The organism is Citrobacter sp. JUb117 (assembly GCF_024809055.1).
Lineage (GTDB): Bacteria > Pseudomonadota > Gammaproteobacteria > Enterobacterales > Enterobacteriaceae > Citrobacter > Citrobacter gillenii.
Window position 1 is genome coordinate 89,447 of sequence record NZ_JANUFB010000005.1, and the last position, 23,049, is coordinate 112,495.

20 protein-coding genes are annotated in these 23,049 nt (G+C 51.0%); 10 read left to right on the forward strand and 10 right to left on the reverse strand.

Annotation, left to right across the window (positions count from 1 at the left end; translation table 11 throughout):
• The first annotated feature begins 43 nt into the window (after positions 1 to 43).
• A complete protein-coding gene (gene smrA, locus M2374_RS12850; RefSeq protein ID WP_096756911.1) occupies positions 44 to 607 on the forward strand; it encodes a DNA endonuclease SmrA in 564 nt (187 codons plus the stop codon).
• A gap of 11 nt (positions 608 to 618) precedes the next feature.
• Here smrA and M2374_RS12855 read toward each other — a convergent pair whose 3' ends face one another.
• Complete coding sequence (locus tag M2374_RS12855; RefSeq protein ID WP_115258352.1) at positions 619 to 1,851, reverse strand: sensor domain-containing diguanylate cyclase; 1,233 nt, start codon at positions 1,849 to 1,851, stop codon at positions 619 to 621.
• A 24-nt stretch (positions 1,852 to 1,875) separates the two neighbouring features.
• On the reverse strand, positions 1,876 to 4,032 hold the full coding sequence (locus M2374_RS12860) for a bifunctional diguanylate cyclase/phosphodiesterase (RefSeq protein ID WP_117342870.1): 2,157 nt from the start codon (positions 4,030 to 4,032) through the stop codon (positions 1,876 to 1,878).
• Between the two features lie 418 nt (positions 4,033 to 4,450).
• Between M2374_RS12860 and M2374_RS12865 the strand changes: the two genes are divergently transcribed.
• The 4 genes from M2374_RS12865 (at position 4,451) to dbpA (ending at position 8,608) form a co-directional block, all read left to right on the forward strand.
• Positions 4,451 to 5,617 carry a methyl-accepting chemotaxis protein gene (locus M2374_RS12865; protein WP_259155056.1) on the forward strand — a complete coding sequence of 389 codons (1,167 nt, stop codon included), beginning with the start codon at positions 4,451 to 4,453 and terminating at the stop codon, positions 5,615 to 5,617.
• Positions 5,618 to 5,765: 148 nt separating this feature from the next.
• Positions 5,766 to 6,749 carry a zinc transporter ZntB gene (zntB, locus tag M2374_RS12870; RefSeq protein ID WP_096756915.1) on the forward strand — a complete coding sequence of 328 codons (984 nt, stop codon included), beginning with the start codon at positions 5,766 to 5,768 and terminating at the stop codon, positions 6,747 to 6,749.
• 274 nt (positions 6,750 to 7,023) lie between these two features.
• Entirely contained in the window at positions 7,024 to 7,206 is a 183-nt protein-coding gene (locus M2374_RS12875) for a hypothetical protein (protein WP_096756916.1), read from the forward strand.
• 28 nt (positions 7,207 to 7,234) lie between these two features.
• The gene (gene dbpA / locus M2374_RS12880) at positions 7,235 to 8,608 is read left to right on the forward strand and encodes an ATP-dependent RNA helicase DbpA (RefSeq protein WP_181689055.1); all 1,374 of its coding nucleotides are present in this window, start codon (positions 7,235 to 7,237) and stop codon (positions 8,606 to 8,608) included.
• A gap of 104 nt (positions 8,609 to 8,712) precedes the next feature.
• On the opposite strand, the gene ttcA is transcribed toward dbpA, so the two are convergent.
• The 5 genes from ttcA to nifJ all read right to left on the reverse strand — a co-directional run bounded on the left by ttcA (position 8,713) and on the right by nifJ (position 15,746).
• On the reverse strand, positions 8,713 to 9,648 hold the full coding sequence (gene ttcA, locus M2374_RS12885; RefSeq protein WP_115258357.1) for a tRNA 2-thiocytidine(32) synthetase TtcA: 936 nt from the start codon (positions 9,646 to 9,648) through the stop codon (positions 8,713 to 8,715).
• Positions 9,649 to 9,846: 198 nt separating this feature from the next.
• Positions 9,847 to 10,281, reverse strand: coding sequence for a universal stress protein UspF (uspF, locus tag M2374_RS12890; RefSeq protein WP_115258358.1), 435 nt, complete (start codon positions 10,279 to 10,281; stop codon positions 9,847 to 9,849).
• Positions 10,282 to 10,362: 81 nt separating this feature from the next.
• The gene (locus tag M2374_RS12895) at positions 10,363 to 10,575 is read right to left on the reverse strand and encodes a KTSC domain-containing protein (RefSeq protein ID WP_096756920.1); all 213 of its coding nucleotides are present in this window, start codon (positions 10,573 to 10,575) and stop codon (positions 10,363 to 10,365) included.
• 147 nt (positions 10,576 to 10,722) lie between these two features.
• Positions 10,723 to 11,859, reverse strand: a complete 1,137-nt coding sequence (gene ompC, locus M2374_RS12900) for a porin OmpC (RefSeq protein ID WP_115258359.1) — start codon at positions 11,857 to 11,859, stop codon at positions 10,723 to 10,725.
• Between the two features lie 362 nt (positions 11,860 to 12,221).
• A complete protein-coding gene (gene nifJ, locus M2374_RS12905; protein WP_181689056.1) occupies positions 12,222 to 15,746 on the reverse strand; it encodes a pyruvate:ferredoxin (flavodoxin) oxidoreductase in 3,525 nt (1,174 codons plus the stop codon).
• A 274-nt stretch (positions 15,747 to 16,020) separates the two neighbouring features.
• On the opposite strand from nifJ, the gene M2374_RS12910 reads away from it, so the two are divergent.
• Entirely contained in the window at positions 16,021 to 16,287 is a 267-nt protein-coding gene (locus M2374_RS12910; protein WP_096756923.1) for a DUF333 domain-containing protein, read from the forward strand.
• A gap of 13 nt (positions 16,288 to 16,300) precedes the next feature.
• On the opposite strand, the gene hslJ is transcribed toward M2374_RS12910, so the two are convergent.
• Entirely contained in the window at positions 16,301 to 16,720 is a 420-nt protein-coding gene (gene hslJ / locus M2374_RS12915) for a heat shock protein HslJ (RefSeq protein WP_115258361.1), read from the reverse strand.
• Between the two features lie 112 nt (positions 16,721 to 16,832).
• Positions 16,833 to 17,822, reverse strand: coding sequence for a D-lactate dehydrogenase (gene ldhA / locus M2374_RS12920; RefSeq protein WP_096756925.1), 990 nt, complete (start codon positions 17,820 to 17,822; stop codon positions 16,833 to 16,835).
• A 615-nt stretch (positions 17,823 to 18,437) separates the two neighbouring features.
• On the opposite strand from ldhA, the gene M2374_RS12925 reads away from it, so the two are divergent.
• A complete protein-coding gene (locus M2374_RS12925; protein WP_181689057.1) occupies positions 18,438 to 18,650 on the forward strand; it encodes a hypothetical protein in 213 nt (70 codons plus the stop codon).
• A gap of 156 nt (positions 18,651 to 18,806) precedes the next feature.
• Here M2374_RS12925 and blaGIL read toward each other — a convergent pair whose 3' ends face one another.
• The gene (gene blaGIL / locus M2374_RS12930) at positions 18,807 to 19,667 is read right to left on the reverse strand and encodes a GIL family class A beta-lactamase (RefSeq protein ID WP_345943523.1); all 861 of its coding nucleotides are present in this window, start codon (positions 19,665 to 19,667) and stop codon (positions 18,807 to 18,809) included.
• A 181-nt stretch (positions 19,668 to 19,848) separates the two neighbouring features.
• Here blaGIL and M2374_RS12935 point away from each other — a divergent pair, with 181 nt between their 5' ends.
• The 3 genes from M2374_RS12935 to M2374_RS12945 are packed head-to-tail and all read left to right on the forward strand — an operon-like array spanning position 19,849 to position 23,007.
• The gene (locus M2374_RS12935) at positions 19,849 to 22,488 is read left to right on the forward strand and encodes a YdbH family protein (protein ID WP_181689058.1); all 2,640 of its coding nucleotides are present in this window, start codon (positions 19,849 to 19,851) and stop codon (positions 22,486 to 22,488) included.
• Positions 22,485 to 22,676, forward strand: coding sequence for a YnbE family lipoprotein (locus M2374_RS12940; protein ID WP_003020350.1), 192 nt, complete (start codon positions 22,485 to 22,487; stop codon positions 22,674 to 22,676). Before M2374_RS12935 ends, M2374_RS12940 begins: the two co-directional genes overlap by 4 nt.
• Before the next feature lie 7 nt (positions 22,677 to 22,683).
• A complete protein-coding gene (locus tag M2374_RS12945; RefSeq protein ID WP_096756930.1) occupies positions 22,684 to 23,007 on the forward strand; it encodes a YdbL family protein in 324 nt (107 codons plus the stop codon).
• Positions 23,008 to 23,049: the final 42 nt, after the last annotated feature.

A 23,049-nucleotide genomic window follows, 5' to 3' on the forward strand; every position in this document is an offset into this window, starting at 1 on the left:
GCAGTTATGATAATGACCGTCGCAAAATGCTGGAGGATGAAACATGAACCCTGATGACGCATCATTGTTTCTGGACGCTATGGGGGATGTTGAACCTCTGAAAGGCTGTACTGATATCCACTGGCAGCCTTCGCGCAATCCTCGTGCGCCAGCGCGTATTGATACGCTGCAGTTGGATAATTTTCTCTCGACGGGTTTTCTGGAGATCGTACCGTTGAACGAACCGCTGGCATTTCATCGCGAGGGGTTACAGCAGGGCGTTACCGATAAGCTGCGGAGCGGAAAGTATCCCCAGCAGGCGAGTCTCAATCTTTTGCGTCAGCCGGTCGAAACATGTCGTCAGATGTTATTCAGTTTTATCCATCAGGCCCTACAGGAGGGGCTGCGCAACGTCCTCATTATTCATGGCAAGGGACGAGACGATAATTCCCATGCCAATATCGTGCGCAGCTACGTGGCGCGTTGGTTGACGGAGTTTGACGACGTGCAGGCGTACTGCAGTGCACTGCCGCACCATGGTGGTAGCGGGGCATGTTATGTTGCACTTCGCAAAACGGCGCAGGCCAAACAGGAAAACTGGGAGCGCCATGCAAAACGCAGTCGTTAACGGCTGCGATCTCAGGCTGCCAGCACCCGGTTTCTGCCTTCGTTCTTGGCTTTGTATAACGCGTCGTCCACGCGTTTGAACAATTCATCAATGCTTTCATTCGCTTCGTGTCGTGCCACGCCGATGCTGACGGTAAAGCGGGGGAGGCCCGGCAGGCTGACACGGGCAACCGTCGCACGTAGGGTTTCTGCCAGATTAAGTGCAACATCGAGAGATGTACGTGGCAGGAGCAGTAAAAATTCTTCACCTCCCCAACGAAAGACCAGATCGTCTTTACGCGCGCAGGCTTCCAGCGTGCGGGCCAGCGCGCAAAGCACCTCATCGCCCTTCAAATGACCGAAGAGATCGTTAATGCTTTTAAAACGATCGGTGTCGATCAGTAACAAGCTATAGTCCTGCGTCAGCGGCATAGCGTGCGTTTGTTCAGCTTCAGTGATGTGATAAAAATGCCTGCGATTGAATAATCCGGTTAAGGCGTCACGCAGTGCAGCCCGTTCCAGTTCCTGCTCAAGGCGTTTTTGCTCGGTAATATCGTGAATAATGCACAGCATCAGTTTATTACCGTAAATCTCGATGGGGCCAGCGTAGGTTTGCACGTGACGAGTGCTGCCGTCGGCCAGTTTGTGGACAAAATGTAAGGGCTTATGGCCGCCAGGCAGATGCGCAATTTTATGCATCACCGGTAAGACGTGACGCCCCAGCATGTTAATTTCCCAGGTATGTTTCTGGCACATCACGTCATGGCTGTAACCATAAAAATTCAGCGCACTGAGGTTGGCGTCGACAATCAGCCCATCGCGAGACGGATCGATGAGCAGCATCGGCGCTGAGTTTGTCAGGAAAAAACGCGCGTAAAATCCCTGTTTTTTACGTTGGTAATTGGCGGAACGACTGGCTTTAAGCCCTTGTGCCGCCGGGGTTTCAATACCTTCAAAAAGAATGACGTCACCGCAATTAGCCAGAACTCTGATCGACAGACGGCAGGCCTGGGCAATTTCCTCTCCGTCCCGGCAAACTGTGAGGATTTCCACAATGTCATGCTGATTTTTCAGGTCGCTGAGATACTGGGTTAAGTCGGCCTGAGCATGGGTCGAAAACACCCCCTTCCTGAGGCGTGAGAAATCCGCAGCTTGCATGATCTCCCGAGCTACGGTATTGGCGAATACCAGGTCCTCGGTATAGGGCGAAACGAGCCAGACCGGAATGGTTAATAAATCCAGTGAATGCAGTTCGTTTGTGCTCATCGATAATCCCGTTATCTTCATTGGCTATGTTGCCGACCGACTGGCAACTAATATTTCTTTTTCAGTCTCACACGATATTGATTCCTGGTGAGACAATGCCTGTGCGGCCAGTATCGGTTTTACGCTGCTTTCTGTGTGCATCAATTCATGGATCTGATGTGCGGGCAGGGGCTTAGCAAACAGAAAACCTTGTAAAACTCTGCATCCCATTTGGGTGAGGAGTATTTCCTGCTCATGTGTCTCTATACCCTCAGCCACTACGCACATATTCATCGAGTGGGCTATGTCAATAATAGTAGACACGATTTTTGTATTTTTGCTGTTCTCACTAATATCTTTGACAAATATTCTGTCAATTTTTAATTCCCGCGCCGGGAGTGACTTTAACATCAGGATATTTGAATAACCGGTGCCAAAATCATCAATAGAAATGGTGATGCCGAGTGCAGAAAATGCATTTAAAACGTCGACGCTATGCTTTAAATTTTTAAGGGCTGTACTTTCAGTCAGTTCCAGCGTTAATTGTGTCGGTGATAGCTGATATTGCGCGAGAGCATTGCAGACAATATCGACGATATCATGCTGTTCAAACTGGGCGGATGAAAGATTAACGGCGAGCGTCCACTGGCTATGACCTTGCGACGCCCATTGGTGTAACTGAAAACAGGCCTGATGAATAACCCAGTCACCGACTGGAATGATCAGACCTGTCTCCTCAAGCGCGGGAAGAAATTCAGCAGGCAGCAGCATGCCGCGCTCGGGGTGGTGCCAGCGAAGGAGTGCTTCAAATCCGGTCAGCGTATGATCGCCTGCGGTATATTTAGGCTGATACCATAGCTCGAATTGATTACGCTCAATCGCCTGCGACAGTTCCTGTAAAAACGTCGGTGGCGTATCTGCGATTGCCTCCATATCTGGCGTGTATATTGCCCAACCGTTTCTGCCAGCCTGTTTAACATGGTACATCGCCATGTCAGCCTTCACTTTTAACTCATGCAACGTTGCGCCATGTTCAGGATAAATACTGCTTCCTGCGCTTAACGACACCCGAAGAGAATGTCCACATAGCGTAAACGGCTCTTTGATAACATTGGCAATACGGGCCAGCAGGTTGGAGATAGCCTCTCTGCCGCTATTCGGAACCAGCAGCATGAATTCATCCCCACCCAACCTTGCGAGGGTCATAGTGTCATCAAGACAGGTATAGATGCGTTGAGTACTGGCGATCAGCAGTTGATCGCCCATGTGATGACCCCAGGTGTCGTTGACCACTTTGAACCGATCGAGATCAATAAAGACCAGCGCAAAAGGGTGTTGATGCAGCCTGGAATACTGCAGGCAGGCCTGTAGGCAGGCATCGATCTGGGTGCGGTTGGCAAGCCCAGTCAGCGGGTCAAAGTGGACCTGATGTTCGAGCTGACAGTTTAATTGATGCAAATTATCTGCCAGTCGTGATGTCCGTAGTTGGGCGTCCACCATCGAAATCACCAGCATTATCCCCAGGATCACCATCGTTATGGCGCTGACCCAAATGGAGAGTTCCAGCGTGGAGATCCCCTCGTGCGCGGTGTGCGTGACGTGAGTGAAAGTTGCAGCACTCATCCCGGTGTAATGCATAGACGCAATAGCCAGCGCCATAATGAGCGCGGCAATAAGGCGGTTGATCAACGCGCGCCGGGTATTTTGGCGTAAATGAAACGCCAGCCATAAACCCACGCCCGACGCCACGACGGCAATGACCACAGAGAGCAGAATAAGCCTGCGATCCCAGATAATTGCCACATGTTCAATAATGGCCGCCATGCCAACGTAGTGCATTGCCACTACGCCAGTGCTTAATAGACTCGTGGCGACAACCAGGCGTTTTGTTGAAAGCGTCTGACCCGATATGGCGATATTGATGGCAAACGTTGCACTTACAAGAGCAATGAGAAAAGAGCACGCGGTGAGTACGAAATGATAATTTATCGACATGCTCATTTTCATGGCCAGCATACCAATAAAATGCATTGACCAGATCCCCAGACCTAGCGTCGCACCACCGGATAACCGCCAGAAGGTCGATTCTCGTCGACTGGAGATTGCCACTTTTCCCGCACTGTCGAGAGCAATAAAAGAGGCAATAAAAGCGACTACAAAGGAAATCCCAATCAGTACAGGGTCCCACGACACGTGCAACATCGTACTACCTATAGATAAAAAGTCGTGATGTTAAATCTAGCAGGTTTTGTCAAGTTAACCCGATAAAACCAGGAATAGTCTTAATATTTTATCATGAGTATTAGCTTGAACCTCTCAAAATAGGAAATATTCTATTTTCGCTTATGTAAACATTCACCATATTTATGTTTTTGCGCATTTTGTGTTCGTGGTGTGCTCCTCATCACAATAATCTGAACGTTGGTGCGGTGCTCCGCTTTGGCAGAGAAAAATGCGGCATTAATGAAAATTTAAACTGTAATAATACGCCTTAAGTGAAAGTGGGGTAGGGTCCAATTGAAAATTAAGGTTTCTGCGTAAGCGAATGGTAATCTGTATCGCAACTGCTATAAAAATTACTACCCGTATTTATATTATTTCTTGGTGAGCAGAGCTGAAAATGTTGAAGAATATAAGCGTCAGGACGTTTATTATTTCATTTGTGACATTAACACTTTTTATTCTCAATGTGATGGAGTTATTATTATCCACAGAGATTGATACTATTATTTATACTGACGTAGTGAGTCTGATCTCGATATTATGTCTGTGGTGGTACATGACAAAATATCTCGTTGAACCAATCAATACCGTCAAAAAAAGCATTGAAGAGGTCACGTCAGGGAATTTGGCGATCAGTATTCCTGAGTTCGGAAATAATTGCGCCGGGCGACTTATTCCGGGTATCAATAGCTTATCGAGTAATATTTCTGCGTTAGTCAGCGAAATCCGCACTTCTTCACGCACGGCGATGATGCTCTCTGAACAACTTGCGGACCGCAGTGCAGCGCTGTCGGTTAAAACGGAGCAGCAATCAGGGGCGTTAACGCAAACCTCTGCCAATATGGATGAGATAGCCATCAGTACACGTAATAATGCTGAGAATACGCAGTTGGCCAGTGCCCAGGCGAATATCGCTACACACTCTGCCCGTCAGGGGGGCGAATTAATGGTACAGGTTGCGACCAATATGCGCTCTATCACCGAATGCGCGCAGCAGATGACGGAAATCATCGCCCTGATCGATGGCATTGCTTTTCAGACGAATATTCTGGCATTAAACGCAGCTGTGGAATCAGCACGAGCAGGTGAGCACGGCAAGGGGTTTTCCGTGGTAGCGGGAGAAGTGAGGACGCTGGCCCATCGTAGTGCTGAAGCGGCAAAGAGTATTAAACGGCTGATTGATGAAACTCATTATAACGTGCGCGAAGGGGCGGCTATTGTCCGCGAAGCCGAAAAAAATATGCAGGATATCGTGGGCGGCGCCGGGCAATTGGACCAATTGATGGGGGAGATATTAACCACCACGCGGGAACAGGAGAAGGGTATCGTTAAGATTACCCAGGCCCTGGCAGAGTTGGAAAACGTGACTCAAAGTAATGCCATCATGGTCGATGAGTTATGGGATTCATCTGCCATTCTGAAAAATCAGGTAAACGACCTGCAGTCACGAACACATAAATTTCATTTAAGTAACACTCCGGAAAAAGAATTTTTCCCACAACCTCACGGCACCGTAACACCTTCGGGGTTCAGCCGACGGGATAAATACGGTCATTCATTCTAATCCTGTCGTCACCCGCGCCGACGTCGTCGGCGTTTTCATTTTTATTTAACTTTTCTGAATCATTTCAGCACAATGGGATAATGAGATATTGCTTAACATAATCTGCAGGCTAGACTAACGAAAAAGACTGAATGACTGTGGAGGCGCTGTGGAAGCCATTAAGGGAGCGGACGTTAATGTGCCGGATGCCGTGTTTGCCTGGCTACTGGATGGCCAGGGCGGAGTAAAACCGCTGGAAGATAACGATGTGATCGATGCTCAGCATCCCTGCTGGTTGCATCTTAATTATACCCATTCTGATAGCGCGAAGTGGTTGGCGACGACGCCTCTGCTTCCTAATATTGTGCGCGATGCGCTGGCCGGTGAAAGTACGCGCCCACGAGTCAGCCGGATAGGGGAAGGCACGCTGATCACCCTGCGGTGTATTAATGGCAGCACGGATGAGCGTCCGGACCAACTGGTGGCAATGCGTTTATATATGGATGAGCGGCTGATTGTCTCGACGCGTCAGCGTAAAGTGCTGGCGTTAGATGATGTGATCAGCGATTTGCAAGAAGGAACGGGGCCGAATGACTGTGGCAGTTGGTTGGTGGATGTCTGTGACGCGTTAACCGATCATGCCAGTGAGTTTATTGAACAGCTGCACGACAAAATTATCGATCTGGAAGACAATTTACTCGATCAACAAATCCCACCGCGCGGCTTTCTGGCACTGTTGCGTAAGCAACTGATCGTCATGCGGCGCTATATGGCTCCACAGCGAGATGCCTATGCACGTCTGGCGAGCGAACGACTGCCGTGGATGACCGACGATCAGCGGCGTCGGATGCAGGATATCGCCGACAGGCTGGGAAGAGGGTTGGATGAGATTGACGCCTGTATTGCCCGGACCGGTATCATGGCGGATGAAATTGCGCAGGTGATGCAGGAATCGTTGGCTCGCAGAACCTATACCATGTCGTTGATGGCGATGGTCTTTCTGCCCAGCACATTCTTAACCGGATTGTTTGGCGTTAACCTTGGGGGAATTCCCGGTGGCGGCTGGCAGTTTGGTTTCTCATTGTTCTGTATTCTGTTAGTGCTCCTGATTGGTGGTGTTACTTTATGGTTGCATCGTAGTAAATGGTTGTAACAGCAACGTTTTTTACCGCCTCTGATGGGCGAAAACGTTTAATATTTTGAGCGAGGTCAATAAACTCTCTACCTATTCGGGGCAATATCTCTCTCGCAGGTGAATGCAACGTCAAGCGATGGGCGTTGCGCTCCATATTGTCTTACTTCCTTTTTTGAATTACTGCATAGCACAATTGATTCGTACGACGCCGACTTAGATTAGTCGGCTTTTTTTTGCCTGCAGGAAATGAGTGTCTACCCTAAAAGAGTCAACCTGAATGACTGGAGGGAATATGACCCGTCTCACGCTATTGCTACCGTTGCCCACACTCAACACCGACTCTGTACCGACCGATCCGGTACCTATTCCTGACCCGATACCTCGTCCGCAGCCGATGCCTGATCCACCGCCGGATGAAGAACCGATTAAATTGTCGCATCACGGGCGCAGATCTGCGAGGATACGCGCCTGCTAATTGTAAGTTCTTACCGCGAGATTAAATTGTGACCGCTTTTTCTACTCTGAATGTTTTACCTGCCGCTCAACTCGAGAATCTTAACGAGCTGGGTTATCTTGAAATGACGCCTGTTCAGGCCGCTGCGCTACCGGCGATCCTGGCAGGAAAAGATGTTCGCGTGCAGGCAAAAACCGGCAGTGGCAAAACGGCCGCGTTTGGTCTTGGACTGTTACAGCACATTGATGCCGCGCTGTTTCAGACGCAGTCGCTGGTCTTATGCCCCACACGTGAACTGGCTGACCAGGTCGCGGGCGAACTGCGTCGATTAGCGCGTTTCCTGCCGAATACCAAGATATTAACGTTGTGCGGTGGGCAACCTTTTGGCGCACAGCGTGATTCTTTGCAACATGCGCCACATATTATTGTCGCCACGCCGGGCAGATTGCTCGACCACCTGCAAAAAGGTACCGTGTCGCTGGAAGCCCTGAATACACTGGTAATGGATGAAGCCGATCGCATGCTGGATATGGGCTTTAGCGATGCCATTGATGAGGTGATCCGCTTTGCGCCTGCGTCACGCCAAACGCTGCTGTTTTCGGCGACCTGGCCGGAAGCGATTGCCGCAATCAGTGGCCGGGTGCAGCAAAACCCGTTAACGATTGAAATCGATACGGTAGATGCGCTACCGGCGATTGAACAACAGTTTTTTGAAACCTCCACACACGGCAAAATTTCGTTGCTGCAAAAGTTGCTCAGTCAACATCAGCCGGCATCGTGCGTTGTCTTCTGTAACACCAAAAAAGATTGCCAGGCCGTGTGCGACGCGTTGAATGCTGCGGGGCAAAGTGCGCTGTCACTACATGGCGACCTGGAGCAGCGCGATCGCGATCAGACGCTGATTCGTTTCGCTAACGGTAGCGCGCGCGTGCTGGTGGCAACCGATGTTGCAGCACGTGGCCTCGATATTAAATCGCTTGAGCTGGTGGTGAACTACGAACTGGCATGGGATCCGGAGGTGCATGTACACCGTATTGGACGTACTGCGCGTGCGGGTAACAGCGGCCTGGCCATCAGCTTCTGTGCGCCAGAGGAAGCCCAGCGTGCCAATATTCTTTCTGAAATGCTGCAACTTAAGCTGAACTGGCTACCTGCACCTAGCAACGGTTCAATTGTGCCGCTTGAGGCCGAGATGGCGACGCTGTGCATTGATGGCGGCAAAAAGGCAAAAATGCGTCCGGGTGATGTTCTGGGGGCATTGACCGGTGATATGGGGCTGGATGGGGCCGACATTGGCAAGATTGCCGTGCATCCGATGCATGTCTACGTGGCCGTTCGTCAGTCCGTGGCGCATAAAGCGTGGAAGCAGTTACAAAACGGTAAGATTAAAGGCAAAACCTGTCGGGTTCGCCTGTTGAAATAAATGTCCGTTGGAGTGCCTGATGGTGCTCTACTTATCCGGCCTACAGGCGTTTATGCATGTCGTAGGCCGGATAGGACGTTTACGTCGCCATCCGGCATGATAAATTACTTCACTTCAACCACGTTCAGGCGTAACTCATCCAGCTGATTTTCATCTTCTTCCGGCTGCCAGCCAGCAGGTTGCAGCGGGATCTCTTCGCGATCGAACGCTAAGTCACCGCCGTCAACGACCGCTGAGCCGTGCTTAATACCTTTAAAGTCGAACAGATTGATATCGCTAAGATGCGAAGGCACCACGTTCTGCATTGCGCTGAACATGGTTTCAATACGGCCCGGGTAGCGTTTATCCCAGTCACGTAGCATGTCAGCAATCACCTGACGCTGCAGGTTCGGTTGTGAACCGCACAGGTTACACGGAATAATCGGGTAGCCTTTGGCTTCTGCAAAACGTTCAATGTCTTTTTCACGGCAATAGGCCAGCGGACGAATGACGATATGCTTTCCGTCGTCGCTCATCAGTTTCGGTGGCATACCTTTCATTTTCCCGCCGTAAAACATGTTTAAAAACAGCGTTTGCAGGATATCGTCGCGGTGGTGTCCCAGCGCAATTTTCGTGGCACCGAGTTCGGTTGCCGTGCGGTAGAGAATGCCGCGGCGCAGGCGAGAGCACAGTGAGCAGGTTGTTTTCCCTTCCGGAATTTTGTCTTTGACGATCCCGTAGGTATTCTCTTCGACAATTTTGTACTCGACGCCCAGTTGTTCCAGATACTCCGGCAGAATGTGTTCCGGGAAACCGGGTTGTTTCTGATCCAGGTTAACCGCAACCAGAGAAAAACTGATCGGCGCACTTTTCTGCAAATTGCGCAGGATCTCCAGCATGGTGTAGCTGTCTTTCCCACCGGAAAGGCACACCATAATGCGATCGCCATCTTCAATCATGTTGAAGTCGGCAATCGCTTCGCCCACGTTACGGCGCAGACGCTTTTGTAATTTGTTCAGGTTATACTGATCTTTCTTGCTAATATCTTGATTTTGCGACATTTAATAGAGGCTCAATTCATAGTGTGGCATCAAAAGAGAATGCATCACGCCGGATTGTCCGGCAAAAGAAGTCTGATATAAAAACTGTGGCGTGTATGGTACGGATAAGCGGGAAAAATGTCAGCACATTTAGGTCAGGAATCGCGGGGTAAAAGAGGTAGAAATGAAAAGCCCGCAGCGATGTGCGGGCCAGAAAGCTTAGCGGACGACCAAAACCGAACACTCTGCATGCCGCACTACAGCTGCGGCGTTGGAGCCAAGCAGATAAGTGGTAATGTCAGGTCGGTGAGAGGCAATAATGACCATATCTGCGGGTAATTTCCTGGCAAGCTCCAGAATTTTATCTTTTGGCGAACCTTCAACGACATGAACGTGAATTCTGTCTGCCGGGATATTGAACTTCTTGATCATCTCTTCCAGTTGAGATTTCGCTTCGGCCTTAAGATCGTCCATGGCCGGCAACTCAGCCGAGTAGGCCAGTCCAAGCGAAGCATAATAGGGCAATGACGGAATAACGGTCAGAAAATGGACCTGTGCATCGTCAATTCTTGCCTCGGCTTCGACATGGGCAATAACACGTTGAGTTAATTCTGAGTCTGAAATATCGATGGGTACAAGAATCGTTCTGTTCATAAAACCTCCTGTTTAAGTATCCTCCTAAAGCTTACCGCGTAATGGCACTTTATGTACAATGACAGAGATCACATTTTGGCATCACTTTATTTTGAGTTCAGGGAACTTGCCTTTTATTACGCCATCGTAAAACCGGCCTTTTGAGACCACTGTCAGGAAATCTCGAAAGATACGCGCCGGGACCGAGTGATATTGCAGGATTTCCGTATGGTGAAAACGAATTTCTAACGTGCGGGATGATTCGTCATAACCGACGGATGCAATACGGGATGATTTAACGGGGTGATGATTCATTGCAGGCATCCTCTGCGGCGAGTGTGAAGGCAATATATCATCTATCAGGGATGTGTTTTAACGCAACAGATATAATGTTTTGATCTAGATAAAACGCAATTACGGCGCAGGGGGGGAGTAGCCCGCTGTTTCCAGCGGGCTGACAGATTAGAACTGGTAAACCATACCCAGTGCTACGATATCATCGGTAGAAATACCTTTGCTAGCGTAGAAGCTGTCGTCTTCATCCAGCAGGTTGATTTTGTAATCAACGTAGGTAGAGAAGTTTTTGTTGAAGTAGTAAGTCGCACCTACGTCAGCATATTTAACCAGATCTTTGTCGCCATCAGAACCGTTGGCGCCCAGATCCTGACCTTTAGACATCAGGAAAGAAACGGACGGACGCAGACCGAAGTCGAACTGGTACTGTGCAGTCACTTCGAAGTTCTGAGTTTTGTCAGCTACGCCAGCATCACCGTACGGGGTCATGTTACGTGTTTCAGCGTACATGGTTGCGAAATAGATGTTGTTTGCATCATATTTCATACCGACAGTCCATGCGTCAGCTTTGTCGCCACCAGCAACGTCGCCACCGGCAGTGGTCTGCTCGTTAGTACGGTCAGAAGAGGTGTATGCTGCACCGAGGCTAACGCCCATACCCAGATCGTAGGTAGTGGAGAGACCGAAGCCGTCACCGTTAGAGTTTTGAACGTTGCGATCGCCGCCGTTGCCGGTACCTTCCTGGTCGAAGTTATCAAGCTCATCGCTGCTCTGTTCGTTCGCGCCCTGGTACTGCAACGCCACGTTCAGACCATTCACCATGCCGAAGAAATCGGTGTTACGGTAAGTTGCAACACCGTTGGCACGACCGGTCATGAAGTTATCAGCTTTGGTGTAAGAGTCACCGCCGAATTCTGGCAGCATATCGGTCCAGCCTTCAACGTCGTACATCACGCCGTAGTTACGACCGTAGTCGAAAGAACCGTAGTCGCCGAATTTCAGACCCGCGAAGGCCAGACGGGTAAAGTTGTTGCTGCGATTGCTTTCGGTGGTGTTAGCATTGACCTGATATTCCCACTGACCATAACCGGTGAGCATATCGTTGATCTGAGTTTCGCCTTTGAAACCACCACGGAAATAAGTCTGATCACCATCGTTGCTTGGGGTGTCAGAAAAATAACGCAGGGCGTTTACTTTTCCGTAGAGGTCTAACTTGTTGCCGTCTTTATTATAAACTTCAGCAGCGTGAGTAGCGCCTGCAGCTAACAGAGCAGGAATTACAAGGGCCAATACTTTTCTGTTCATTGAAATAATCCTTTAGTTTTTTTATTTACCTGCGACGACCCATGTAGGGTGTTAACGCATGCTAAAGGAGAAGTTCCGTAAAGAGATAAATATCAATTGTTACGTCTTAAGTAAAATCTTAAACAAATAATTCCACGGAAATGATGATAATTGTGGTGAATGAGTTAACGATTAAATATATAAAATAAGTATTATACAAGTTAATTTTGTTGGGATATTCTGCGCGGGTTATATGCCTTTATTGTCACGTTTTATTTTTCGTTGGAGAGTTGTCCCAGAATTGATTAGCCAGCGAATAAATTGACAAGCCCGAACATCTGTTCGGGCTTTTTTTATTCCAGATTAATACTTAACTGAACGTATTAATCGGTACTGCTTTTTTCGGCTTTTCCCGCCAACTGCGCCAGGAAGTCATAGCGTTTTTGCAAATCTGCGGTCGCATCCTTCCACAACTGCTCTGCCACCTCCGGCTGCTGTGCATTCAGGCGGCGGAAGCGTTGTTCGTTCATCAAAGTCTCAGCCAGCGCATCTGACGGTGGGCGAGAGTCCAGTGCCAGCGGCAGTTTACCTTCGTCAGCGCGACGCGGATCAAAGCGATACAGCGGCCAGAATCCGGTGGCCGTGAGCTGGCGCATCTGATCGTGACTCAGGGCGAGATCGTAGCCGTGTTCTTCACACGGGCTGTAGGCAATAATCAGCGACGGACCTGGGTAAGATTCTGCTTCCTGAATCGCTTTCACCGTCTGGTTTAACTGCGCTCCCAGCGAGATCTGTGCGACGTAAACATGACCGTACATCATCATACTGACGCCCAGATCTTTACGTGCTTTACGCTTACCGTGTTCGCCAAATTTGGTGACCGCGCCAAGCGGTGTCGCTTTCGAGGCTTGCCCGCCAGTGTTGGAATAACACTGGGTATCCAGCACCAGGATGTTAACGTTCTCGGTCAGGCTCAGGACATGGTCCAACCCGCCAAAGCCAATATCGTAGGCCCAACCGTCACCGCCAATCAGCCAGATTGATTTCTCAACCAGTGCATCGGCATCGGTTAACAGTTGCTGTGCGCCATCAACGCCTTGCAGATGTTGGCGCAGTGCGGCGACCTGCTCGCGACGAACTTCCGGCGTGGCTTCTGCGTGCAAGGCATCATTCAGTTCAGCCGGGATCTTATCGGCAAACTGTTCCAGCAAGCGCATGACGCGAACGCGATGTTGGTCCACCGTCAGGCGGAAGCCCAGACCAAACTCGGCGTTATCTTCAAACAGAGAGTTTGCCCAGGCTGGCCCACGGCCGTTTGCATCGGTGGTATACGGTGTGGAGGGCAGGTTTCCGCCATAAATCGATGAACACCCGGTTGCGTTGGCGATCAGCATGCGGTCACCGTACAGCTGGGTAAGCAGTTTGATATACGGCGTTTCGCCACAGCCTGAGCAAGCACCGGAATATTCAAACAGCGGGGTGATCAGCTGTGAGGTGCGAATATCAATGCGTTCCAGTTTGCTGCGGTCGATCTCTGGCAGGTTGAGGAAGAAATCATAGTTCACTTTTTCTTCTTCGACATGCTCCAGGCGGGACATCATATTGATGGCCTTGATCTCTGGATTCTGACGATCTTTCGCCGGGCAGACTTCCACGCACAGATTACAGCCGGTGCAATCTTCAGGCGCGACCTGTAGAACATATTTCTGACCGCGCATATCGCGGGATTTCACATCCAGCGAATGCAAACTAGCCGGGGCGTCTGCCATTGCTTCCGGGGAAACCACTTTGGCACGAATTGCCGAGTGCGGGCAGGCGGCAACGCAGTGGTTGCACTGTGTACACAGTTCTTCTTTCCAGATAGGGATTTCTTCGGCGATATTGCGTTTTTCCCAGCGTGTGGTGCCCATGGGCCAGGTGCCGTCTGGCGGCAGTGCGGAGACGGGCAGTGCGTCACCCAGACCCGCGAGCATCGCTGCCGTCACGGTTTTCACAAAATCAGGCGCGGCATCGGAGACCACTGGCGGTCGGTTGGCACTGTGCGGATCAACCGGCTGAAGAGCCACTTCGGCGACCGACTCACGTGCCAGCGCCAGCGCCTGCCAGTTACGCTCAACCAGATCCTGACCTTTGTTGCTGTAGCTTTTTGCAATTGCGCCCTGCAGTTCCGCCAGTGCGCTATCACCGGGTAAAATTCGTGTCAGATGGAAAAACGCCATTTGCATTACGGTGTTAATACGTGCTGCCAGGCCGCATTCACGGGCGATTTTGGCCGCGTTAATCACGTAAAAACGGGCTTTCTTCTGGTTCAGAACTGCCTGAACTTCTTGCGGCAGACGTGACCACACCTCATCCACGCTGTACGGCGTATTGAGCAGGAAGATACCGCCTGGCTTCAGGCGTTCTGCCATTTGATATTTATCGATAAACTGCAGCTGATGGCAGCCAACAAAATCCGCCTGCGACACCAGATACGCCGAACGGATCGGTTTTTCACTGACGCGCAGATGGGACACCGTCAGGCCGCCGGCTTTTTTCGAGTCATAGACGAAATAACCCTGCGCATACCACGGCGTCGAGTTACCAATAATCTTGATATTGTTTTTGGTCGCTGACACGCTGCCGTCGCTGCCTAATCCGTAAAACAGGGCTTCGAGTTTTGCGGTGGAGGGCAGGGTGTTTTCTGGCAGGGGGAGTGACAGATTGGTGACATCATCATAGATGCCGACGGTAAAGCGCGATTTTGGTTTGGCATGGCTTAACTCATTAAACACCGCCATCACGCAGTCCGGGCCAAACTCTTTCGAGGAAAGGCCATAGCGCCCGCCAATTACACGCGGTAGCGTTTCACGCTCGCCACAGTTAAAGGCTTCGGCCAGCGCGGTCATGACATCCAGATACAACGGCTCAGCCTGGGCCCCGGGTTCTTTGGTGCGATCCAGAACGGCGATGCTGCGTGCGGTTTCCGGCAAGGCCTGCAGTAAATGTCGGGCTGAGAACGGACGGAACAGACGGATTTTCAGTACGCCGACTTTTTCGCCACGGGTAAGCAACTCATCCACGACTTCTTCGCAGGTGCCGATGGCGGAGCCCATCAGAATGATGACGCGCTCTGCCTGCGGATGTCCATAGTATTCAAACGGCTGGTACTGGCGACCCGTTGCGGTGGCGAAATCGTTCATCGCCTGTTCGACATGCTCGTAAACCGCGTTGTACCACGGGTTTGTCGCTTCGCGTGACTGGAAATAGGTATCCGGGTTAGCCGAGGTGCCGCGAATCACCGGATGCTCCGGATTCAGCGCGCGAGAACGATGGGCGTCGATCTCCGCCTGCGGCATCAGTCCAAGAATGGTGTCATCGGCCAGCGGTACGATTTTATTGATTTCATGTGAGGTGCGGAAACCATCAAAGAAATGAATAAACGGGACGCGGCTTTTCAGCGTGGCGATATGCGAAATCAGGGCAAAATCCTGCGCTTCCTGAACGCTGCTAGCGCACAGCATTGCACAGCCGGTCTGGCGAACGGCCATCACGTCGGAATGGTCGCCAAAAATCGACAGCGCATGGGTGGCAATCGTACGTGCCGCAACATGCAATACAAACGGCGTCAGTTGACCGGCCAGTTTGTACAGCGTCGGGATCATCAGCAATAAACCTTGCGATGAGGTAAAAGATGTAGACAGCGCCCCGGTTTGTAACGCGCCGTGGACGGTCGCAATGGCACCGCCTTCCGACTGCATCTCCACAACGCGAGGTATATCGCCCCAGACGTTTTTTAGCCCGTTCCCGGCCCAGGCATCGGCCTGCTCCGCCATCGTCGAACTCGGCGTAATCGGGTAGATGGCGATAACCTCGCTGGTACGAAATGCAACCGAAGCAACCGCACCATTACCGTCAATTGTTTGCATACTGACACCCTTACATTGCGCAAAAAGAGGGACCCGCAAAACGACGACGAGTCCTGTAGTTATCTTTCTATTTTAGCAAAAGCCATCTGGACACATTTTCGCATTTGTGTCCCTGTAATAAACAGAATGAATGGTTTGATCAAAGGAGCCGTCAAAAAATTGCCAGAAAATGTAAACAGGGCGCATAAATGCGCACTTTACCTCTCGACGACAGTGTTTCTGCTGCCTATTATTTAGGGCTGTGTCGTTGGGTTATTTTTTAGAGGGGAGTGAGATGCGCGCAGCGTTTTGGGTAGGGTGTGCCGCGTTATTATTATCGGCTTGCAGCAGTGAACCTGTTCAGCAGGCAACGGCCGCTCACGTCGCGCCGGGCATGAAGGCTGCAATGTCGGGTTCTGGTGAGGCAAACTGCGCTATGATTGGCGGTTCGTTGTCGATTGCGCGTCAACTGGATGGTTCCGCCATCGGGATGTGTGCTTTACCTAACGGCAAACGGTGCAGTGAACAGTCGCTTGCCGCCGGGAGTTGCGGAAACTATTAAGTCTCCGCGTTAATTACATTAAGTCTGCTAGTTTATACGTCAGTGTTTGCTCTGCCGTCGCCAGTGTTAACTGGTTAGCCGTCAAATCGACCTGTGCGCCTTGCTTAAACACGTCGCTGATAACGCCATCAAGTGCGTTCAGCTGTGGGTCGGCGCACATCATGCGGGTCATCGCCAGGTCTTTCACCTTCAATTCGCCGTCAGACAGCTTGCCCTGGCCCGTGAATTGATTACACATTTTTCCCGACACAGTCATATTTTCACCAAAACTCAATTCGGGTTGATTTTTCGCAACGGTGACCGGTTTGCCGTTCACGCTCTCCAGAACGAAACGGTGGTGCTGTAACTGTTCGCGATTAACGGAAACTTTTCCATTGCTCACACAGCCAGCCATAAGCATGCTGAGCGCAATCAACGTGACAATTTTCTTCATTGAATTTCTCTACGTTAGTGACGGGAATACAATCAATATAATAATGATACTGTCGGATTTATCATCAGAGGTTATCTGAAAATGCTCCCCCGAATGCAGGGGAGCGGCATTTTCAGAAGAGGGCGTTCGGGCAGGTTTCGCCTTTGGAAATCTGGGCCAAATTCTGTAAGGTTGTTTCCGAAATGCTGGTTAACGCTTCGGCCGTTAAAAATGCCTGGTGCCCGGTGAACAACACGTTATGACAGGCAGACAAGCGACGGAATACGTCATCCTGGATAACATCATTGGACTTATCTTCAAAGAACAGGTCGCGTTCATTTTCATACACGTCCATACCCAAAGAACCAATTTTCTGGTTTTTCAGGGCATCGATGGCAGCCTGTGAGTCGATAAGGGCTCCGCGACTGGTGTTAACGATCATTACGCCGCTTTTCATTTGCGCGAAGGCTTCTTCATTGAGCAGATGATAGTTTTCCGGCGTTAACGGACAGTGCAGGGAAATGACGTCTGACTCCGCAAACAGCGTGTTGAGATCGACATACTCAACGCCTAATTCAAGAGCCGCAGCGCTTGGATAGGGATCAAACGCCAGCAAACGCATACCAAAGCCTTTCAGGATCCGCAGCGCGGCAATACCAATTTTACCGGTACCGATCACCCCGGCGGTTTTACCGTACATGGTAAAACCAGTCAGGCCTTCCAAAGAAAAGTTGGCGTCACGAGTGCGTTGGTACGCGCGGTGGATACGACGGTTCAGCGTCATCATCATACCAATCGCATGCTCGGCGACCGCTTCCGGCGAATAGGCCGGAACGCGCACAACCTGCAAGCCTAGCTCTTTGGCGGCGTCCAGATCGACGTTATTGAATCCGGCGCAGCGCAGGGCGATGTACTTCACCCCGTGCTTTTTCAGTTCTTCCAGAACCGGGCGGCTGCCATCGTCGTTGACGAAGATGCACACGGCTTCGCAGCCATGGGCTGTTTTGGCCGTTTTCTCGGTCAGCAGAAAGTCAAAGAATTCAAGTTCAAAACCAAAAGCCTCGTTAACCTGTTGCAGGTACTTCTTGTCGTACTGTTTTGTACTATAGATGGCGAGTTTCATAAGACTTTCTCCAGTGATTCTGAAATCACATTAATCCAATTCAAATTATTTTACAAAATCCAAAAAACAATTGATAGTCATAGATATAATGAATAATTCTAGAGCATCTCTTCTTAATGTGGGCACATTGCTGGATTTAAACCACTCGTCTTAGTATATGTACTCTTTTGGGCGTCCTGCCGTTAAGCATGGTTACCTTTGGGTATGTTGGGCAGATTCGGAAATGATGAGCGAGAGGCGCATCTTTTCATAGCCTTAATGTGGTTAGCCACTCATATTGAAACCGGATTTTTAAAACTCTCGATATAGTTCCGGATTGGTAAAGGTTGGGAGTTTGGCTTTTTACGCTGCTGATTCTACCGCTTCGCAATATGCTTGATTACCGTCGCTGGTTGCCCGTGCTCCATTCATGCTGATCATGTGTGAGGGTGACATGGCCGGGGCCTAAGTATCCCCACCGCCGAGTCCAATAAACTGTGTGGTGTTGTCGTGCCGTAACAGCATCCGACACGTCGATCTCCTCCACGTTCGTTAAGCCTGTAACGCGGATAAAAAGCCAGGCGAATTACCTTCAGGCAGCTACGCTTATACAGGTATCACATATCGGGAGGGGTCATGTTAACTCACTCTGAAGCAAAACGCTGGGCCACCTTAATGCTGAAGGCAGCATTATGTGATGGTATGAAACCTGAAGAAATTTCCCGGCAGGTGCATCTTGTCTGCGATCATCATGGCAAGGCGTGCCTCGAAGAGCTCATAGAGGAAATTCTGATAGAAGCAGGTCGTATCGGACCTAAACATAGCGATGGACAACTGAGCCATCACTGAGTCTGAACGCTTCCGCGTCCCCGTTAATATGATGTCTTAAGAGCAGACAGAACAACGGGGAATCGCGCGATGCACTGCAGATGACTCAACTCAATTCCCTGATTTTTTATATTTCCGCTGGCACGCGTAACAACGTACCGTTTTTTTGAGGCAATTTTACTCATCCCAATGTTGGATCAGCGTCGCCCCAATCCCCGCAATCTGCCTGTTTCGCTCCTCCATTGTTGCCTGGCTTTCGGTGACGTAAATCACCACGATACGGGAAGGCTTACCGTCCGGCCCTAACGCCGCGACGATCCCGCGAGAACCGCGTGCCCCGGCACCTGTTTTATCTGCTATAAACCAGCCAGCCGGAAGTACCGAGCGCAACAGTGGCCCCGCGACTTTATCCGTCACCATCCAGTGGGTGAGTTGCTGCTGTGATGTCGTCGTCAAGATTTTTCCGGTGAGCAGTTGGCGCAACGTTTGCGCCATATTTTCAGGTGTCGTCGTATCGCGTTTATCGCCGGGTAGCGCTTCGTTCAATTCGGGTTCCCAGCGGTCGAGTCGGGTCACCCGATCGCCGGTTGTGCGCAGAAACGCGGTTAATCCTTGCGGACCGCCGATGGCCGTAAGCAGTAGATTCGCCGCCGTGTTATCGCTCATGGTGATGGCGGCATCGCATAATTCGCCGACGGTCATGCCATCGGTCAGGTGTTTTTCTGTAACCGGCGAGTATTCGACCAGATCACGCCGGCTGAACGGGATGCGACGATCCAGCCGCTCTTTTCCTGCGTCAACGCGTGCGAGCACCGCGCCGCAGAGTAAAACCTTAAATGTACTCATCATCGGAAAACGCTCTTGCAGGCGATAGCTTTCCAGAATCTCGCCGCTGGTGAGATCCAGCTCGGCATAACCGACGCGTGCGGTGAGCTGGCTTTCTGCTTCTTTGACTTTATTCAGCGTTGTCGGGTGGGCAAACGCGGGCAGACAAAATGCGGTAAGTAATGGGATAAGGGCCAGACGAAAGTGGGGCATAGTTATATTCTTCCTTGGTATCTCTCTGATTAAAGATAACTTATTTAAATTATTCACAAGCTATAAATATTACATATATTTCAATGGCATCTATTCTTAAGGTGGGCATGTTTAGCTAAACATGCCACAATAGACGCCGAAACCGGCTTAAATTTTCGCTAAATCAGGATATTAACTACCCATGAAGGGTAAATATAAAGCCGTATTGGCTCTACTCTTATTATTGACCCTTGTGCCGCTGACGTTATTGATGACGTTGGGCTTGTGGGTTCCTACACTGGCGGGCATCTGGTTGCCTGTCGGTACGCGCATTGCGCTGGACGAGAGTCCACGGCTTACCCGACATGGGCTGCATATTCCCGAACTCCGTTATTTGGTGGATGATTGTCCACTCGCGCGTATCACCGAGGCGGATTTATCCCACCCCAGCCGCTGGTTGCTGAACGTCGGCAGTATTGAACTGGATTCCGCTTGCCTGGCTAAACTGCCGCAGACGGAGCCATCGCCCGCCGCGCCGAAAACGCTGGCAGAATGGCAATCCATGCTGCCCAACACCTGGATTAACATCGATAAACTTATTCTATCTCCGTGGCAGGAGTGGCAGGGCAAACTGTCACTTTCGCTGACGCCTGCCATCCAGCAAGTCAGTTATCAGGGCGAAAAGGTTAAATTTCAGGGACGTCTGCACGGACAAAATCTGACGGTCAACGAACTGTCTGTGGCGGCTTTTGAAGAGCAACCACCGGTGAAGCTGGTCGGGGAGTTTACGATGCCGCTGGTGCCCGACGGACTGCCGGTTGGCGGTCACGCGGTTGCCACCCTAAGCCTGCCGCAGGAGCCAACGCTTGTGGATGCAGAGCTGGAATGGCGAGAAAACAGCGGACAGCTGATCGTGATGGCGCGGGACAATGCAGAACCGTTGCTGGATCTGCCGTGGGAAATCACCCGCCAGCGGCTGACGGTGAGCGACGGGCGCTGGAACTGGCCCTATCAGGGCTTCCCGTTAAGCGGTCGTTTAGGCTTAAACGTCGAAAACTGGCAGGCCGGTGTGGAAAACGCGGTAGTTAGCGGGCGTTTGAACATTCTGACGCAGGGTGATGCAGGCAAGGGTAACGCGGTGTTAACCTTTGGTCCCGGCACGCTTGGCATGGACAACAGCGACATGCCGTTACAGCTAACCGGCGAGGCGAAGCAGGGTGATCTGATCTTTTATGCGATGTTACCCGCGACGCTCAGCGGCAGTCTGAGCGATCCGCAGCTGGCTTTTGAACCTGGCGCCCTGTTACGTTCTCGTGGCCGGATTATCGACTCGCTGGATATAGACGAAATTCGCTGGCCGCTGGCCGGTGTCAAGGTGACCCAACGCGGGGTGGATGGGCGGTTACAGGCTATTTTACGCGCCCATGAAAACCAGATGGGCGGTTTTGAGCTGCATCTTGATGGTCTGGCTAATGATTTCCTGCCTGACGCTGGTCGCTGGCAGTGGCGGTACTGGGGAGAGGGCAGTTTTACCCCGATGCACGCTCGTTGGGACGTGGCAGGCAAGGGGGAATGGCACGACAACACCGTCAAACTGTTTGACCTTTCTACCGGATTTGACCATCTGCAATACGGCACCATGCTGGTGGAAAATCCGCGTCTAGTGATGGATGAGCCGATCGTGTGGGTGCGAGACCCGACCCAGCCCACGTTTAGCGGGGCGCTGTCGCTGGACGCCGGGAAAACCACCTTCTCCGGTGGCAGTACTCTGCCGCCTTCAACCCTGAAGTTCAGCGTAGAAGGGAGCGACCCGACGATATTCCAGTTCAAAGGCCAACTGCATGCTGGCGCCATTGGCCCGGTCCAGTTGAACGGTCGCTGGGACGGGATCCGCTTGCGTGGTCAGGCCTGGTGGCCAAAACAGTCGCTCACTGTATTTCAGCCGCTGGTGCCACCGGACTGGAAGATGAACCTGCGCGAAGGCGAACTGTATGCTCAGGTTGCCTTCTCCGCCGCCGCAGAACAAGGCTTTGAGGCAGGCGGTCATGGCGTATTAAAAGGCGGTAGCGCCTGGATGCCCGACAACCAGATTAATGGCGTCGATTTTGTGCTGCCGTTTCGTTTTAGCGAAGGAGCATGGCAACTGGGCACGCGCGGGCCGATTTCATTGCGTATTGCAGAGCTGGTGAACCAGGTCACGGTGAAAAATATCACCGCGGATCTGCAAGGCGGCTATCCCTGGAGCGAAGATAATCCCTTACTGTTGAGCGATGTTAGCGCCGATTTGCTGGGCGGCAAGGTAGTGATGCAGCAACTGCGTATGCCGCAACACGATCCGGCATTAGTGCGGGTGCAGAATATCTCGTCCAGCGAGTTGATTAGCGCGGTTAATCCCAAACAGTTTGCCATGTCCGGGCCGGTCAGCGGCGCATTGCCGCTCTGGTTAAACAATGAAAAATGGATTATCAAAGACGGCTGGTTGACCAACCCTGGGCCGATGACGTTGCGCATCGATAAAGACACGGCGGATGCGGTGGTCAAAGACAATATGGCGGCCGGTGCGGCGATAAACTGGCTGCGTTATATGGAAATCACCCATTCCTGGACGAAAATAAATCTTGATAACCTTGGCGTATTAACCATGCAGGCAGCCGTCACCGGCAATAGCCGGGTAGATGGCAAAGTCGGGACGGTGAATTTGAATTACACCCATGAAGAAAACGTCTTTACGTTATGGCGCAGTTTGCGTTTTGGCGACAATTTACAGGCATGGCTTGAGCAAAATGCAGCGCTGCCAGAAACCCATTGCCTGGAAGGCAAGGAATGTGAGGAACAACAATGAAAACTATTGCGGCCATGCTGGGACTGCTGGCGTCATCTTTGCTGGTAGGTTGCACCCCGCGTATTGAAGTCGCGGCGCCGAAAGAGCCCATCACCATCAATATGAACGTCAAAATCGAGCATGAGATCCATATTAAAGTCGATAAAGACGTCGAGAGCCTGTTGAAATCACGCAGTGATTTATTCTGAGGTGACGATGAAAAAAACGCTTAAAGTGACCCTGTTGCTCCTGAGTTTACTGAGCGCCAATGCGTTTGCGCTGACCCTGAATGAAGCCAGAACCCAGGGGCGGGTGGGTGAAACGCTCAATGGCTACCTTGTGGCATTGCAAACCGATGCTGAGACCCAGACGCTGGTGAGTGAGATAAACAAGGCGCGTAGCGCCAGCTACCAGCAACTGGCTGAGAGTAACAATATTCCTGTTGATGAAGTGGCAAAAATGGCCGGACAAAAACTGGTGGCGCGCGCTAAACCGGGGGAGTACGTCCAGGGCATTAACGGGAAGTGGTTGAAAAAGTAATCAACGTATGTTTATTAAATCTCATTTTGAAATAATGGCAAG